We start from the raw sequence: 15,396 nt of genomic DNA on the forward strand, positions 1-15,396 counted from the left end.
TCGCGAAGCGGCCCCGTGTTTGCGTCCCAGCGAACGAAGTGAGTGCCAACAGCGTTTTGTTAGCTGCCCAACTGCGTAATATGCAACAGTTCACCAACTGGCCCCCATAAATAAAAAACCTTTCCCCAGGCTTCTTGTTGGACTGGGGTTATTTTAGTTTTGTGTTCGGACTTTGCGCATAACTCATACGCATCGTAGACGTCAGAGACGCAAATTTGCAACATGAAGTTTTTGGCCAAGTCTTCATTATAGAAGCGTTGCAAGAGGAAAAAACAATCTCCATTTTCGAAAAGTGTGAGATCGTCGTTTATGGATTCGGATTTGAATCCAATTTCCGAGTAGAAAGACTTTGAGGCTTCGTAATCCTTACTTGGAACAAATGTTTTTATATCTAATACATCCATGATTCTTTCCAAAGGCAGCTAACTTCCAAATAAGGGGCGCAGGCGCGTGGGCGAAAATGGCGAAGCCGCCCACGTGTTTGCGTCCCAGCGAGCGGCAGCGAGAGACTTAATTTGTTTGTTATAAGCCATGTTAAATGCAATCTAGCTGTACATAACAGCCTGTTACAACGCCAAAAAATGGCCAAGCCATAGTGTTAACCATTGCTAGACAAGTTGCAATTATATGCCTTGTCTTAGGTTTTACATTTAATGTTAGCCACGAAGCAATATGTAAAACAATTACTGGTACAAAAAACATTATTAGACTGAAGCTGATTAAGGCCATCTGTCTCGTTTCAATGACGTAGTCGGAAGAAGAAAAATATGAATAAATACAACCTACAAAGCCACCAGTAAAAGACAGGAGTATCGTAAACTTGTGTCCATAACAGCGTAAAACGTAATAATTAAGTTCGACCCATAGGAAGGTCAGAACAAAAACAGTTACAAAAAAAGCTGCCAATCTAAAACTCCCTGTGGCTCATAACACTAAGCTTTGGGGCGCAGGCACGGGGCTATAATCGCGAAGCGGCCCCGTGTATGCGTCCCAGCGAACGGAGTGAGTGGCAACAGCGCTTTGTTAGGGCTTTGGCTAAATAAACCTGCACATGCCAAAGCCAAGAGTTTCACCAGTTCGTGATTGGAACCCAAATTTTTCATAGAACTTTTCTTTTCCATATGCTGAAAAAAGTCCAATAGTTGACCCCGGTGGGCAGTTTAAAGTTAGGTAATTATTAATAGACTGCATTATTTTAGAACCTAGGCCAAGTTTTTGATGTTTTGGGTGAACAATGACGTCTTGGATATAAAAGAACATAGAATTGTCACCAATCACTCGGCCACAACCAACGAGTTCATTATCTAGGTACAATGAAACCCAAAATAAAGAAGAATCTATGCTGCGTTGAACGAATAACAACTCTGGATTTTTCCAGCCAATGGCATTTCTTATTGAAGTAAAATCAATCGCGTTTGGCGGCTCTTCTTTTAAAATAATCACTGTGGGAATAGTCCTTTTGCCCTAACTTTTAAATAAGGGGCGCAGGCATGTGGGCTAAAATCCGAACGAAGTGAGCAGCCCACATGTTTGCGTCCCAGCCCGCGCAGCGGGCGAACTTGATTTTTTTGTTAGGTGCGTGCATTTTTAAACCACTACCCTAGGTGGTTTACCATGAAAGTCCAAGTACAATTTTCTGAGATTATCTGGTACGAGAGGCCAGCCACGTTCAATACCTTCTTTGGTACCTTTCCAGAATAAGTGCTCTGTATAATATACATCTATGTACTCGAATTCCGCCTTGGTTGCAGTATCTAGTTTCTCGCTCATGTACTGCAACTGCTCAAGTGCTTCTTCTAAGTCGCCTTGGTTTAACAAAATAGTTGTCAAATTTGCGAACTCTTCCATTAGAAATGTAAGCGCCCAACTCTCATGTTTTTCCATAAGAGGAACAACGTCAGGAAACTTAGTGCGGATTTCTTTTAAGAATCGTCTTATTTCTGATTTAGCCATTGATTTCCCTGAAGCACCTAACGCTAAGCTTTGGGGCGCTGATGCGTGGGGCATAATGGCGAAGCCGCCCCACGTATAGGCGTCCCAGCGAACGAAGTGAGCGGCAACAGCGTATTGTTAGCTGCCATGGCCTACTCCCCGCTGTTTCATATAATTTGCGAGCTGAACTGAATCGTTGTTTTGGCTACCAAGTAATGCTTTATAAACGCCAACTTGATCTTCGCTTTTCTTGTGCTGACCCAGTTTTTCTTTTCCGTGAATTTCGGTTACAACTACTTTGAATCCAACCACTGCCTTTAATAATCTTTGAATATATTCTTGCGGCATGAGTTCTGAGCTATCTAATATCTCAGGCTCGTACTTATGAACTAATGAGTTTATTGCCCTTAGCGTTTCAGTTGCATCCAGTTCATGAAATATTCCAAAACAATGCACTGACGCGTAGTTCCATGTTGGGACCGCTGGTTTTGAAGAATACCAAGTAGGAGAAATATATGAATGCGGCCCATTAAATAGAACAGATACTTTCTTTCCAGATAAATCTTTCCATTGTGGGTTAGCTCGAGCCATGTGCCCAATTATGCAGCCACTTTCATTTTCTGAGGTATCAAAAATTAGAGGAAGGCGCGTTGCCTCTAAATCTTGAGTGATTAACGTACCAAAACCAAACTCCGATATAAACGCACTAATTGAATGAATATCTGGAATTTCCATGTTTTTTGGGGTGTACATTCAAGTCCTTAATGCTAATGGCAGCTAACACTAAGCTTTGGGGCGCTAACATGGGGCTATAATCGCGAAGCGGCCCCGTGTTAGCGTCCCAGCGACCGAAGGGAGTGCCAACAGCGTTTTGTTAGACGTACAAAGGAACGTACGCAGCTTTGCTGCCACCACTAGCCAAATAGACCGCGTGTTTAAATTATTGAATTTAAGATAAAACAACCCTGTGCGAAATGCCAGATGTTAACGTTAATGCTGGATAAAAGAGCGAGTTTAGAATACTGGTGATGCAGAATGTTGGCATTTCGGTGTTGATGAAAAACGCGTTGCTAAAGTCGTGAAAATAACTGAGAAAGCCAGCTGTGAAGACAACCTAGCGAAACAACCTTTATGCTGGAATGTCACGCTTAAACCCACTTTTTTCTGCTGTAAGTAAATGACGCCTAACTTTTCAATAACGGGCGCAGGCACGTAGGGCAAAATGGCGAAGCCGCCCTGCGTGTATGCGTCCCAGCGAACGAAGTGAGCGAGTTTATTGACTTGTTAGCAGTCATGCCGATTTAAACCGCCATTTTTCAATTTTTGGAGGTATGAAAGCGACTGCAAAAAACAAAATGGCAGAAACGTACCAAAGTGAACTATCTTCGGGTACGCCAAAGCCTAGTTCAGGTAATACAACTTGCGTAAACAAACCCACAACAACACCTAGAAAAAGCAAAGTTTCCCAATGAATTTTCGTAGTTTTAGATAAACGCCTTCCAAGTAAATAGCCCAAGGTTGGTAGAAAATCTAAGAATATAGAAAAGGCGATGAGAAATATGTATTGCCCAGTAGAAAGCTTATCTTCCATTGGTATGCCAAGAAGAATGAAGAAGCCAACAATTGCATTTCCTAAAAACAAACAAAGCATAAAATTCCTTTTGACTGCTAACTTTTAAATAAGGGGCGCAGACATGTGGGCTAAAATCCGAACGAAGTGAGCAGCCCACATGTTTGCGTCCCAGGCCGCGAAGCGGGTGACTTAATTTTTTTGTTATGTTCGCCCTTTTACTTCCTTTGTTTTTTCTTCAAACACAAACGTTAATGCTTCTGAAATAACACCTATAGACGTTAATGTTTTTAATGCTAAATCTTTGTCTAAAGAAAAATTTTGCTTAAGATTTTTACTAAAGAGTTTAATCTGTATATTAACGTTCCCTTTGTTAAATTCCTTAATAAATTCTCTGCAGGAAGAGGAAGAAGTGTCCTCCGATGTTTTGCATTCCTTAGCTATGCTTGCAAGCTTATCTGAGGTACTAGCTAATTTTTCCAATTCTGCGATATCTTGAGCAGCCTTAACTGGCGTGGAAGTAATTAATAATAGTAAAGGTAACAGTGATATAAAGAGCTTATTCATCAACTTATCCTTGTAGAACATAACTTAAAGCTAAGGGGCGCTAGCATGTGGGCTAAAATCCGAACGAAGTGAGTCAGCCCACGTGTTAGCGTCCCAGCGACCGAAGGGAGTGAACTTGAGCGCTTTGTTAGAAGCAGAGCCAGTTCCTTTGGTCTGTTTAAAAACTGATGAAGCCAGCATACGATTGATTGTTAATACAAACAAGCAAAACGACTTTGCAGTGATGTTTTTGATTTGACTGAAGCTAGCCGCCAGTTGGACTATCGAGTGTAATGGCGCTTGCTGACTCAAAATAAGAACTTGGCGATAAAGCGCCTATTACACCACCTTTAAAGTGAAAGCGGCGGATTTAAACCTACCACAAGCCAGAGCGATGTTAATGAAAACAGGAGAGGGTAGTTCCACTGGGATTTTCATAAAGCCAAACGCAGTTTAGGCTGACGCCTTATAACGCTAAGCTTTGGGGCGCTAGCACGTGGGCTAAAATCCGAACGAAGTGAGTCAGCCCACGTGTTAGCGTCCAAGCGACCGAAGGGAGTGCCAACAGCGTTTTGTTAGGCGTACAAAGGAACGTACGCAGCTTTGCTGCCAACACTAGCCGATAAGGCCACTTATTTAAATTGTTGAAATTAAGATAAAACAACCCTGTGCGAAATGCCAGATGTTAACGACAATGCTGGATAAAAGAGCGAGTTTAGACGGCTAGTAATGTTGAATGTTGGCGTTGCGGTGTTGATGAAAAGCACGTTGCCAAAGCCGTTGAAACTACCGAAAAAGTAAGCTGTAACGACAACCTAGCGAAACAACCTTGATGCTCGAATGTCACAGTTAAACCTACTTTTTAATGCTGTAAGTAAATGACGCCTAACTTTTCGATAACGGGCGCAGGCACGTAGGGCATAATGGCGAAGCCGCCCTGCGTGTATGCGTCCCAGCGAACGAAGTGAGTGAGTTTATTGAGTTGTTATGTTGCACAGCCCAATACAGCCTATTTCTCATTAAAAACCAATTGTTTGAAGCATGTTATTGCTTCTTGAACATCCTTGAAACGTTGTAGTTCAAAGCGGTTCCCGCGCTCAAAATAGAATACTTCAATTTCACTACGTGCATCATAAATACAGAATCCTTCGTAAGATGGAAGGGTGTCTATTGCATAGATTGACTCGTTCACGCCTCGGGCAATCATTTCTTCTTTCAGTTCTTGGAGTTCAATTCTCATCGTGCTACATAACTTTTAAATAAGGGGCGCAGGCATGTGGGCTAAAATCCGAACGAAGTGAGCAGCCCACATGTTTGCGTCCCAACGAACGAAGTGAGTGACTTTATTTTTTTGTTATGTGCCACTAGCTCGTATGTTCCAACAGAAGTGAATAAGAGCTTATGGCGCCAAATAAATTACAGTTGGTCACAATAGAAATTACAGTCCAGCCGTCTCTTTCAATTTCCTCAATCTGTTGATTTAAAAGCTCCAGATCTGGCTCAGTAGAGAACCAGTGCTTCTTCTTTGAAATATTGACTATTTTTCTCACTCAACTTTCCTTGTTTTAAACGATACGAAATTTCTGCTTCGGAATCTAAATAAACTTTGGCACATAACAATTTAGTGTAAGGAAAAAATCCTTTATGCAAGGTGGATAATTTCCGTATATCACTTTTACAATCTTATTACCTTCGCATAGAAATACACTTTCATCAATAACCTACACTTAGTAACTGAAAATACTGTACTTAAGTACGGAATCTTTCCTTTTTATTTTACGGTCGAGCCAAAAACCGTAATTCTGTATTTATTTACAGTAATAAAATTCAAAAAAATGAAATCAATGTTTATGCAAATGGTGATAGAGCATATGTACAACCGTCGCTATGCAAAGCGTTCGATAGAACTCTATAGCAAATGGATCATAAGCTTTATTCGCTTTAACAATAATAGGCACCCTTCTGAAATGGGAGACAAAGAAGTTGAAGTGTTTCTGTCTCACTTAGTAAACGCTAAAAATGTAGCTCCTGCCACTCAGGCGAGCGCGCTAAATGCGTTGGCCTTTTTATATCGCGATATATTGGAGCGCCCGCTTTCTTGCGAACTTAACTTTGTTTCAAGTCGCAGGCAGGCCAAACTTCCAGTTGTATTAACACAGGAAGAGGTCGTCTCTCTTTTTGAGCAAATCCCTGCCAACCTAAAATTACCTATATCCTTATTGTACGGAAGTGGTTTAAGACTAATGGAAGCGGTTAGGCTACGAGTTAAAGACATTGATTTTGACTACAATGCTATTCGCATTTGGGATGGAAAAGGCGGCAAGCATCGCATTGTAACGTTGGCTGCTGAGCTAAAGCCGGCCCTCACACGGCAAATCGCGATGGTAGAAAACTTCTTGGCGGCTGATCTTGAGAACCCGAAATACGCGGGGGTTTATCTACCTCACCGGCTGCGTTTGAAATACAAAAACGCGCCCAGAGAGTTAGGCTGGCATTATTTATTTCCCTCTTCTCGGTTATCTGTCGATCCTGAAAACAAAAGAGTGCGACGGCACCATATTGATGAGTCGAGTATACAAAAAGCGATACGCAATACTGCTAAAGCCTGTGACATTAAAAAGAAAGTTACGCCTCACACGCTGCGCCACTCTTTTGCAACGCATTTGCTGCAATCTGGGGCTGATATTAGAACGGTGCAAACACAATTAGGACATTCAGACGTAAAGACTACGCAAATTTATACTCATGTGCTTCAGCAAGGGGCGCAGGGCGTGGTAAGTCCTTTATCTCGCGTTTTGAAGTAACTTGCACAGGCAAATTACAGTCAATAAAAAAGGGCCCGAAGGCCCTTTTAAACATTTAGCTATTTAAACGCTTATACACGCTCAAATACGGTAGCAATACCTTGGCCTAAACCAATACACATAGTCGCTAAGCCTAGGCTTACGTCTTGTGATTCCATTAGGTTGATAAGCGTACCCGAGATACGTGAACCAGAACAACCTAGAGGGTGACCAAGTGCAATAGCACCACCGTTAAGGTTAATCTTAGTATCTAGGTGGTCCATCCAACCTAGTTGCTTAATGCACGATAGTGCCTGTGCCGCGAACGCTTCGTTAAACTCTGCAAGTTCAATATCGTCCATAGTAAGGCCAGCACGCTTAAGGGCTTTTTGTGTTGCTGGAACTGGGCCGTAACCCATAATTGCCGCATCACAACCAGCCACAGCCATTGCACGAATTTTCGCACGTGGTGTTAGGCCAAGCTCTTTCGCTCGGTCTGCTGACATAAGTAGCATGCCCGATGCACCGTCAGACAGCGCAGAAGACGTACCCGCAGTAACGGTACCGTTAACTGGGTCGAATACTGGGCGAAGTGCTGCCATGCTTTCAACAGTGCTTTCTGGGCGAATTACTTCATCGTAGTCAATAAGCTTTAATACGCCGTTTGCATCGTGACCTTCAACAGGCACAATCTCGTTAGCCCAGCGGCCTTCAAGGTGTGCTTTGTGTGCTAGTTGGTGCGATCGCGCGCCAAATGCGTCTTGTTGTTCACGAGTAATACCGTTTTGACGGCCAAGTAGCTCGGCAGTCATCCCCATCATACCGGACGCTTTTGCCGTGTACTTAGCAAGGCCTGGGTGGAAGTCGATGTTGTAGTTCATCGGTACGTGACCCATGTGCTCAACACCACCAATCATGTAAATGTCACCACGGCCGCTCATGATGCCGCTTGTTGCATCGTGAAGGGCTTGCATTGATGAACCACATAAACGGTTTACCGTTACCGCGCCTGTTGTGCGTGGAATTTGTGTTAATAGTTGCGCGTTACGTGCAACGTTGAAGCCTTGTTCTTTAGTTTGCTGAACACAGCCCCAAATGATGTCTTCAATTTCCGCTGGGTTTACACCAGGGTTACGCTCTAGTAGCGCGGTCATTAGCGCTGCAGATAGGTCTTCTGCACGCACATTTCTGAAAACACCGTTTTTTGAACGACCCATAGGGGTACGTACGCAATCGATTACGACCACTTCTTTCATTAGTTTTTCCTCCGGGTCTTATGCGAAATAGGATTTACCAGAAGCGGCCATTTCACGAACGCCGTCTGAGATCTGATAAATAGGACCAAGTTCAGCGTACTTGTCTGCCATAGCAACGAAGTTCGCCAAGCCAATGGTTTCAATCCAACGGAAAATACCACCGCGGAATGGAGGGAAACCTAAGCCGTAAAGTAGCGCCATATCAGCTTCAGCTGCGCTATCTACAATACCTTCTTCTAAGCAGCGAATTGCTTCGTTTGCCATAGGGATCATAAGGCGTGCAATAATGTCGTCAGCTTCAAAGTCTGTCTTCTCAGCTACGTGTGGCGCCATTAGTGCATATGCTTCTTCAGCTGGTGTTTTAGACGGCTTGCCGCGCTTATCAACACCGTAGTTGTAGAAACCTTTACCGTTCTTCTGACCTAAACGCTTCTCTTTATAGAACAAGGTTACAGGGTCGTTGTCTAGGCGAGCCATACGCTCTGGAATACCCGCTGCCATAACGTCTGCCGCGTGATCGCCAGTGTCGATACCTACAACGTCCATTAGGTAAGCAGGGCCCATTGGCCAGCCGAAGATTTTTTCCATTACTTTATCAACCGCAACAAAGTCTGCGCCGTCGATAAGAAGTTTACTGAAGCCCGCAAAGTATGGGAACAATACGCGGTTTACCAAGAACCCTGGGCAGTCGTTAACCACAATAGGGGTTTTGCCCATTTTAAGGGTAGCGGCTACTACTGCATTGATGGTTTCTTCTGACGTTTTTTCGCCACGAATAATTTCAACAAGCGGCATGCGGTGCACTGGATTGAAGAAGTGCATACCACAGAAGCGCTCTGGCTTGTCTAAGCTTTCAGCTAGCTGGTTGATAGAGATAGTCGAAGTGTTTGAAGTGATGATAGCGTCGTCTGCTACGTTCTCTTCTACTTCTTTTAGTACAATACCTTTTACTTTCGGGTTTTCTACAACCGCTTCAATTACAAGGTCTGCATCTTTAAGTGTGCTGTACTCAAGGGTAGGCGTGATAGCGTTAAGTGTTTGCGCCATTTTAGTCGCATCGACTTTACCGCGCTGCATACCTTTACCAAGAATTTTCGCTGCTTCTGAAAGACCAAGGTCTAGTGCGCCTTGATTGATGTCTTTCATGATTACCGGTGTGCCTTTCACTGCGCTTTGGTATGCAATACCGCCGCCCATGATGCCTGCACCTAGTACAGCGTTAAGCTTAGACTGCTTAGTGGCTGCTTTTGCTTGCTTCTTGCCTTTGCTCTTAACTAGCTGGTCGGCAAGGAAAATACCAATTTGTGCTTTCGCAGCGTCGGTTTTCGCAAGCGCTACAAAGCCTTCATTTTCAAGCTTAAGTGCGCCGTCGCGGTCAAGGCCTGCTGCTTTTTGTACCGTCTCAACCATTTTGTGCGGAGCTGGGTAGTGTTTACCGGCTTGAGCAAATACCATGGCTTGTGCGGTAGAAAAACTCATCATGGCTTCGTTTTTGTTTAGCTGTAGCGGGGCTTTCTTAACTGCTCGACGTGCTTGCCAGTCAAATTTACCATCAGCGGCGTCTTTCACCATTGAAAGTGCACCTTCAACAAGTGCTTCTGGTGCTACTACTGCGTCAACTGCGCCTTCAGCAAGGGCTTTTGCACCTTTTCTGTCGCGTCCAGTCGTCATCCACTCAAGGGCGTTATCTGCACCAATTAGGCGAGGTAGGCGAACCGTACCACCAAAACCAGGCATAAGGCCTAATTTAACTTCTGGTAAGCCAATTGAAGCTGTTGTGTCTGCAATACGCATGTCACACGCCAATGCCATTTCACAACCGCCGCCTAGCGCGAAACCGTTAACTGCAGCGATGGTAGGGAAAGGTAGGTCTTCGAAGCGGTCAAATACTTGTGACGTATTAGCAACCCACTGTAGTACTTCAGCATCGTCCATGGCAAATAAGCCAGTGAACTCGGTGATATCAGCACCTACGATAAATGCAGATTTTGCGCTGCGAACTACTAAGCCTTTAATGTCGCCTTTAGCAAGTAGGGCTTGAGTTGCTTCATCAAGTTCTGTCACCGTTTGGCGGTCGAACTTGTTTACTGAACCTTGGGCGTCGAATACCAGCTCAGCAAAGCCGTCATCTAACAGGCTGACGGAAAGACTTTTGCCTGTGTATATCATTATCATCTCCTTCGGCATTGGCCAGGATGTTAGTGAACTAATCCAACTGAATTGTAGGGTCGTATGCATTCACTAACGCGTTAGGGTGGCTAGATTCTTTACAAAGCCACACAAAATTTCAACAAAAAATCAAACAATCGTTTTATTTTGTCTAAGGTAGTGGTCCGATGACTTAAATTCAAGTGTAAATGTCAAATTCAAGCTTCATTTCGGCAATGGTGGTTGTATAATGAGCATAATTGGTGCAAAGCGCCAATCCAGCAAAAGAATAATCTACAATCATGTCAACTATGCGTGTAAAGCATAGCTAACGACAGCTGGCACAACATCTTCATTGGCAAGGAGCCAGGCTAGAGTTCTCCTTTCGTTTTAAAAACGTGTGTGGTTCTTTAGTCGCAATGCTGCTTTTTCAGCAACATTTTACAATTAGCTCGTTATGGCAATGTCGCCAACGCTCACAGGCGTTCGAGTGTAGAGCAGGGTAGGAGTTCTATTGTGTCTGATTTTTATTTTAATTCGTGGTTAGGTCGGCGTTCGCCGGCAAATATAAAGAAAACGGCCGCCATGTTCGCAGGGGCCTTTGTCGGTTCACTTTTTTCACTTCTTTCTCTCAGCGCATGGGCTTCACAGCCGTTAACGCTTCCCAATGATATTTTTGAACAAGAGCGCGCTCGCTATCTAGATGTCGAGAAAAAGTTATTAACCTATTCAAAGCGCAGCGTTCAGCATCTCGATAACGATATTTACGATTTAGCACACTATCCACTTTACCCTTATTTGTTGCGCCTTAAACTAGAGCGCACGATGTCAATAAGAACAAAGCGCGAGGTTAAGCAGTTTTTAGAAGATTTTGATGGGCAGCCTGTTAGTTATGGTGTGCGTTATAAATGGCTTAACTACCTAGCGAAAAACGATTATCGCAGTACATTTTTAGAAAACTACCGTTCGGGTATGGGCGCAAGGCTCACATGTATCGCGTTAAATTATCGCTTAAAAGAGGGGGAAAGCGAAAAGACCGTTTTACATGAGGTTGACGCACTTTGGCTTCATGGTCAGTCCCAACCCGAGGAGTGCGATCCGCTTTTTGCTAAGTGGAAAAAAGCGGGCATGATGACACCTGAAATGGTAATCAAGCGCATTGAAATTGCTGCGAAGGAAGATAACCGAGCTATTATTTCTTATCTTAAGCGCCAATTACCTAGTGATAAGCAGTACCTTGCAGACGCTTGGTTATCTGTCACTCGAGATACAAGCCGAGTAAATAGAACGGCGCTTTTTCCCCTAAAAAACACATCGCATGAAGCAGAAGTCATAGTCTGGGCGGTAGAAAAGCTTGCGTGGCGAAACCCTGATTTAGCAGGCAAAGTATTTACCCGCTACAACGATAAAAAAGTCTTTTCGAAAGCACAGCAGCACGTTATGCGAAGAGCAATAGCGCTTAGCTACACTTTAGACCGTCTTCCTCAGGCTCATCATTGGTTAGAGCTTGCCGATATCGATGGCGCTAGTGAAGATATAAAACTCTGGCACATTTCCCATTTACTTCGCACGAAAAAATGGCAAGAAGTGGTGGATGTTATTGATAATGCGCCAGCAAGTTTGCAGCGAGAGGAAAACTATCGCTACTGGAAGGCCCGTGCCCTAGAGGCGCTTGGCCAAACTATGCAAGCAACGGTGCTTTACAAAGAGCTTGCCCAAGAGCGTCATTACTACGGTTTTATGGCGAGCGCGCACATTGGCGAAATTCCGTCGCTAGTGCATACCCCAGCGCCAAGAGATACGGCAGCCATCGCTAGCGTGGCGAAAACCCCTGCGACCATGCGCGCGGTTGAGTTTTTTAGGCTAGACAGACCTACAGAAGCACGCAGAGAATGGTATTATTTGCTTGCCCACTTACCCGACTCGAAAGTAACCGATGCGGGCATATTAGCTTACGAGTGGGGGCTGTACGATCAGGCTATCACCAGCTTTGCACGCAGTGGCTACTGGGATGACGTCGAGCGTCGATTCCCGCTGGCCTTCAACGATGTATTTAGTGAAAAGTCCGAGGCATACAGCATTTCAAAGTCGCTTGCTATGGCGATTGCACGTCGAGAAAGCTCGTTCAGAAGCGACGCCATATCGCCGGTTGGCGCCGCAGGTTTAATGCAGCTTATGCCAGGTACAGCACGCTACGTGGCAAAAGAAAAGGTGAGCAGAAGCGAGCTATTTAAGGTAAATGACAATGTAGAGTACGGCGTTCAATACATTCGTTATTTAATGGATAAGCTCAATAACAATCCCGTACTGGTGTCAGCCTCTTACAACGCAGGATGGCGTAAAGTGTTGGAATGGCTGCCCGCGAATGAATCCTTACCTGTGGATATTTGGATAGAGAATATCCCCTATAAGGAAACCCGTGCTTACGTGAAAGCGGTAATGGCGTATCAACACATTTACGACCAGCAGCTAGGTGGAAACGAGAATATCTTCCCTCAACTCACTCGCGATATGATCCCTTCGGCCGATGCGGTAAGTACTCATCCGGTAACGGGAACACTGCAACTGGCGCCACGCTAGCGATATACAATGAGGCACGCTTAAACGCGCCGTTACGAATATATCGCTTTAACGTGTCGGTGGCCTTAACCTGCAAACCAGGCAATAAGCGAGGCATACATGCATGTCATGTAAGCCTCGTGATACACTAGATGCGTGTTCCACCTAACGACTAAAAAGATAAGAGGGGCTATGTCGCAACATCAAGTAACCTACCAACAGCATATCGAAGAGCTTCAAACTCGTACTCGCGAAGCACTTCAGCGAGAAGGACTAGACGGATTAGTTATTCACTCGGGGCAGGGCAAGCGCCTTTTCTTAGACGACAACCACTATCCGTTCAAGGTAAACCCGCAGTTCAAAGCGTGGATACCTGTCATCGATAACCCTAACTGCTGGCTGGTGGTTAATGGTGTAGATAAACCTACGCTTATTTTTTATCGTCCGGAAGATTTCTGGCACAAAGTGCCGCCAGAGCCTAATGACTTCTGGACTGACAGCTTCGACATTAAGCTACTTCAACAAGCCGATGCGGTAGAGAAATTTCTGCCTTACGATAAAAGCCGTTTTGCCTATGTCGGCGAATACATCGAAGTAGCCAAAGCGCTGGGTTTTGACAATGTTAATCCAGACCGCGTGTTGCATTATTTGCACTATCAACGTGCTTATAAAACCGACTATGAACTCGACTGCATGCGTGAAGCTAACAAACTGGCGGTAGCAGGGCATAAAGCCGCTGAGCGAGCTTTTCGTGAGGGCAAAAGTGAATTCGATATTAACCTTGCCTATGCAGCAGCTAGCAGACAAGGTGATAACGACGTACCGTACACCAGCATTGTGGCACTCAACGAGCATGCTTCAATTCTGCATTACATGCAATGCGATACGGTAGCGCCAAAGGAGTCACGCTCCTTTTTGATTGATGCAGGTGCAAATTATCATGGCTATGCGGCAGATATTACCCGTACTTACGCTCAAGACTCTGTTCATAATTCAGCGATGTTCCGCGACCTCATCCAGGCGGTAGACAAGGTAACGCTGACTTTAGTCGATTCGTTGAAGCCGGGTGTAGCTTACACTGACATTCACTTGTTAGCCCACGATGGCATTGCGCAAATTCTTCATGACACCGGCATGGTGAATTTAACGCCACCTGAAATCGTAGAAATGGGGATTACACGCACGTTCTTCCCACACGGCATTGGTCACTTCTTGGGGCTACAAGTTCATGATGTAGGTGGGCTGGTAAATGATGACAGGGGCACACCTAAGCCTGCTCCTGAAGATCACCCATTCTTGCGATGCACACGCATGGTCGAGGCCCGTCAGGTGTTCACAATCGAGCCAGGCTTATATTTCATTGAGAGCCTTCTGCGCGACCTTAAAGCGACACCTGCGTCTAAGTATATTAATTGGAATACCATTGAGGCGTACAAGCCATTTGGCGGCATTCGCATTGAAGACAATGTTATTGTGCACCGCGATAAAAACGAGAACATGACCCGAGATTTAGATTTAAACTAATGGGGCAATCTGTATCTCGTTGTTAGCGGGTAAATATTGTCATAGTGAAATCAAAGAGCAGCATGAAGCTGCTCTTTTTCGTTAAGCTCGCAAGATTTGATAAGAGTGATTAGAGTGATAAGTCTCAGATAATTGCCGATGGTTTGTAATGGCAGTCATTTCTTAAATAAAAAGTTGAGATGTGGCGTCTGTACATTGGGCGCATTGCGTGCGCAACTGGCCGTTAACGTTATCTTTTATGTAAACCATTGATGCTGTTATAAGTAAACAATGGTAGATAGTTTAAATAGTTGAAAGGAGTCTTTATGCCACAAGGTGACATTGTAGGTTTACTCATAATGGCAACGGTAGCGGGTCTTGCTATGCCTGCGGGGGCAATGTTAGCCACGTACAAAGGCATTCAGCCCAAGTGGCTAGAGAAAGAATTGCGACATGGAATTTTGGCCCTGGGCGCTGGCGCACTAATTTCAGCGGTGGGTCTTGTACTTGTGCCCGAAGGAATAAAAGACGTATCAGTCTTTACCGCCATATTGTGCTTTGTTGGCGGTGCTCTTGCTTTTATGACCCTTGATATTTATTTAGCCAAAAAGAAAACTGCGGGCAGCCAGTTAGCGGCCATGCTTAGCGACTTTGTGCCCGAATCAATTGCTCTTGGTACTACCGCTGCGCTGGGCGGAGGCACCATGTTATTAGGTCTATTAATTGCTGTTCAAAACCTGCCCGAAGGGTTTAATGCTTACCGAGAAATGCTGCCTAAAAATAAGAAGCGGAGCACAAAGCTCATTGTAATCTTTGTGCTGATGGCGTTACTGGGGCCTCTGTTTAGCCTGCTCGGGTTTTATTACCTTGCGCAGTTCCCCGTGATCATGAGCGGCATCATGCTATTTGCCGCAGGCGGTATTTTGTACTCGGTATTTCAAGATATCGCACCGCAAATTCGAATGGAAAATCATTGGCTGCCGCCATTGGGTGGTATTCTTGGTTTCTTGGTGGGGATGATTGGCTTTATGCTTGAAGGCTAACCTGTCAAAAATGGGGTTAGCCTAAACTTCGCTGTAATATTTATTTGATGCAGAAA

General features: G+C 44.7%; 13 protein-coding genes. 4 read left to right on the top strand and 9 right to left on the bottom strand.

Translation table 11 applies throughout. The annotated features are described in order from the left end of the window. Positions 1–59: 59 nt before the first annotated feature. The 7 genes from ACM0P2_RS02535 to ACM0P2_RS02565 all read right to left on the bottom strand — a co-directional run bounded on the left by ACM0P2_RS02535 (position 60) and on the right by ACM0P2_RS02565 (position 5,288). On the bottom strand, positions 60–404 hold the full coding sequence (locus ACM0P2_RS02535) for a lactoylglutathione lyase (RefSeq protein WP_419227250.1): 345 nt from the start codon (positions 402–404) through the stop codon (positions 60–62). A gap of 631 nt (positions 405–1,035) precedes the next feature. After that, the gene (locus ACM0P2_RS02540) at positions 1,036–1,443 is read right to left on the bottom strand and encodes a GNAT family N-acetyltransferase (protein ID WP_201285098.1); all 408 of its coding nucleotides are present in this window, start codon (positions 1,441–1,443) and stop codon (positions 1,036–1,038) included. A gap of 144 nt (positions 1,444–1,587) precedes the next feature. Beyond that, positions 1,588–1,953 (bottom strand): DUF7674 family protein, encoded by a 366-nt coding sequence (locus ACM0P2_RS02545; protein WP_419227251.1) that lies wholly within the window; start codon positions 1,951–1,953, stop codon positions 1,588–1,590. 117 nt (positions 1,954–2,070) lie between these two features. Next, positions 2,071–2,685, bottom strand: coding sequence for an FMN-binding negative transcriptional regulator (locus tag ACM0P2_RS02550; RefSeq protein ID WP_173360141.1), 615 nt, complete (start codon positions 2,683–2,685; stop codon positions 2,071–2,073). Between the two features lie 538 nt (positions 2,686–3,223). Then, a complete protein-coding gene (locus ACM0P2_RS02555; RefSeq protein WP_419227252.1) occupies positions 3,224–3,583 on the bottom strand; it encodes a hypothetical protein in 360 nt (119 codons plus the stop codon). A gap of 123 nt (positions 3,584–3,706) precedes the next feature. Beyond that, entirely contained in the window at positions 3,707–4,069 is a 363-nt protein-coding gene (locus ACM0P2_RS02560; RefSeq protein WP_419227253.1) for a hypothetical protein, read from the bottom strand. A 988-nt stretch (positions 4,070–5,057) separates the two neighbouring features. Continuing rightward, on the bottom strand, positions 5,058–5,288 hold the full coding sequence (locus ACM0P2_RS02565; RefSeq protein WP_044056456.1) for a hypothetical protein: 231 nt from the start codon (positions 5,286–5,288) through the stop codon (positions 5,058–5,060). A 595-nt stretch (positions 5,289–5,883) separates the two neighbouring features. Here ACM0P2_RS02565 and ACM0P2_RS02570 point away from each other — a divergent pair. Continuing rightward, on the top strand, positions 5,884–6,852 hold the full coding sequence (locus ACM0P2_RS02570; protein ID WP_159119625.1) for an integron integrase: 969 nt from the start codon (positions 5,884–5,886) through the stop codon (positions 6,850–6,852). 71 nt (positions 6,853–6,923) lie between these two features. On the opposite strand, the gene fadA is transcribed toward ACM0P2_RS02570, so the two are convergent. Both fadA and fadB read right to left on the bottom strand, forming a co-directional pair. Beyond that, positions 6,924–8,087, bottom strand: a complete 1,164-nt coding sequence (gene fadA / locus ACM0P2_RS02575) for an acetyl-CoA C-acyltransferase FadA (protein WP_419227254.1) — start codon at positions 8,085–8,087, stop codon at positions 6,924–6,926. Between the two features lie 18 nt (positions 8,088–8,105). Further along, the gene (gene fadB / locus ACM0P2_RS02580; protein WP_419227255.1) at positions 8,106–10,256 is read right to left on the bottom strand and encodes a fatty acid oxidation complex subunit alpha FadB; all 2,151 of its coding nucleotides are present in this window, start codon (positions 10,254–10,256) and stop codon (positions 8,106–8,108) included. 495 nt (positions 10,257–10,751) lie between these two features. On the opposite strand from fadB, the gene ACM0P2_RS02585 reads away from it, so the two are divergent. The 3 genes from ACM0P2_RS02585 to ACM0P2_RS02595 all read left to right on the top strand — a co-directional run bounded on the left by ACM0P2_RS02585 (position 10,752) and on the right by ACM0P2_RS02595 (position 15,340). Continuing rightward, positions 10,752–12,815 carry a transglycosylase SLT domain-containing protein gene (locus ACM0P2_RS02585; RefSeq protein WP_419227256.1) on the top strand — a complete coding sequence of 688 codons (2,064 nt, stop codon included), beginning with the start codon at positions 10,752–10,754 and terminating at the stop codon, positions 12,813–12,815. 171 nt (positions 12,816–12,986) lie between these two features. After that, positions 12,987–14,318: a Xaa-Pro dipeptidase gene (pepQ, locus tag ACM0P2_RS02590; protein ID WP_419227257.1), complete on the top strand. Its 1,332-nt coding sequence runs from the start codon at positions 12,987–12,989 to the stop codon at positions 14,316–14,318. Positions 14,319–14,623: 305 nt separating this feature from the next. Then, complete coding sequence (locus ACM0P2_RS02595) at positions 14,624–15,340, top strand: ZIP family metal transporter (protein ID WP_173360138.1); 717 nt, start codon at positions 14,624–14,626, stop codon at positions 15,338–15,340. The last annotated feature ends 56 nt before the right edge of the window (positions 15,341–15,396 follow it).

Origin of the sequence: Alteromonas sp. OM2203 (assembly GCF_048517045.1) — a bacterium.
Lineage (GTDB): Bacteria > Pseudomonadota > Gammaproteobacteria > Enterobacterales > Alteromonadaceae > Alteromonas > Alteromonas gracilis.

Coding starts and splice junctions, on each gene's coding strand:
- ACM0P2_RS02535 (WP_419227250.1), bottom strand. CDS start 404: ATGGATGTATTAGATATAAAAACATTTGTTCCAAGTAAGGATTACGAA.
- ACM0P2_RS02545 (WP_419227251.1), bottom strand. CDS start 1,953: ATGGCTAAATCAGAAATAAGACGATTCTTAAAAGAAATCCGCACTAAG.
- ACM0P2_RS02550 (WP_173360141.1), bottom strand. CDS start 2,685: ATGTACACCCCAAAAAACATGGAAATTCCAGATATTCATTCAATTAGT.
- ACM0P2_RS02555 (WP_419227252.1), bottom strand. CDS start 3,583: ATGCTTTGTTTGTTTTTAGGAAATGCAATTGTTGGCTTCTTCATTCTT.
- ACM0P2_RS02560 (WP_419227253.1), bottom strand. CDS start 4,069: ATGAATAAGCTCTTTATATCACTGTTACCTTTACTATTATTAATTACT.
- ACM0P2_RS02565 (WP_044056456.1), bottom strand. CDS start 5,288: ATGAGAATTGAACTCCAAGAACTGAAAGAAGAAATGATTGCCCGAGGC.
- ACM0P2_RS02570 (WP_159119625.1), top strand. CDS start 5,884: ATGAAATCAATGTTTATGCAAATGGTGATAGAGCATATGTACAACCGT.
- fadA (WP_419227254.1), bottom strand. CDS start 8,087: ATGAAAGAAGTGGTCGTAATCGATTGCGTACGTACCCCTATGGGTCGT.
- fadB (WP_419227255.1), bottom strand. CDS start 10,256: ATGATATACACAGGCAAAAGTCTTTCCGTCAGCCTGTTAGATGACGGC.
- pepQ (WP_419227257.1), top strand. CDS start 12,987: ATGTCGCAACATCAAGTAACCTACCAACAGCATATCGAAGAGCTTCAA.
- ACM0P2_RS02595 (WP_173360138.1), top strand. CDS start 14,624: ATGCCACAAGGTGACATTGTAGGTTTACTCATAATGGCAACGGTAGCG.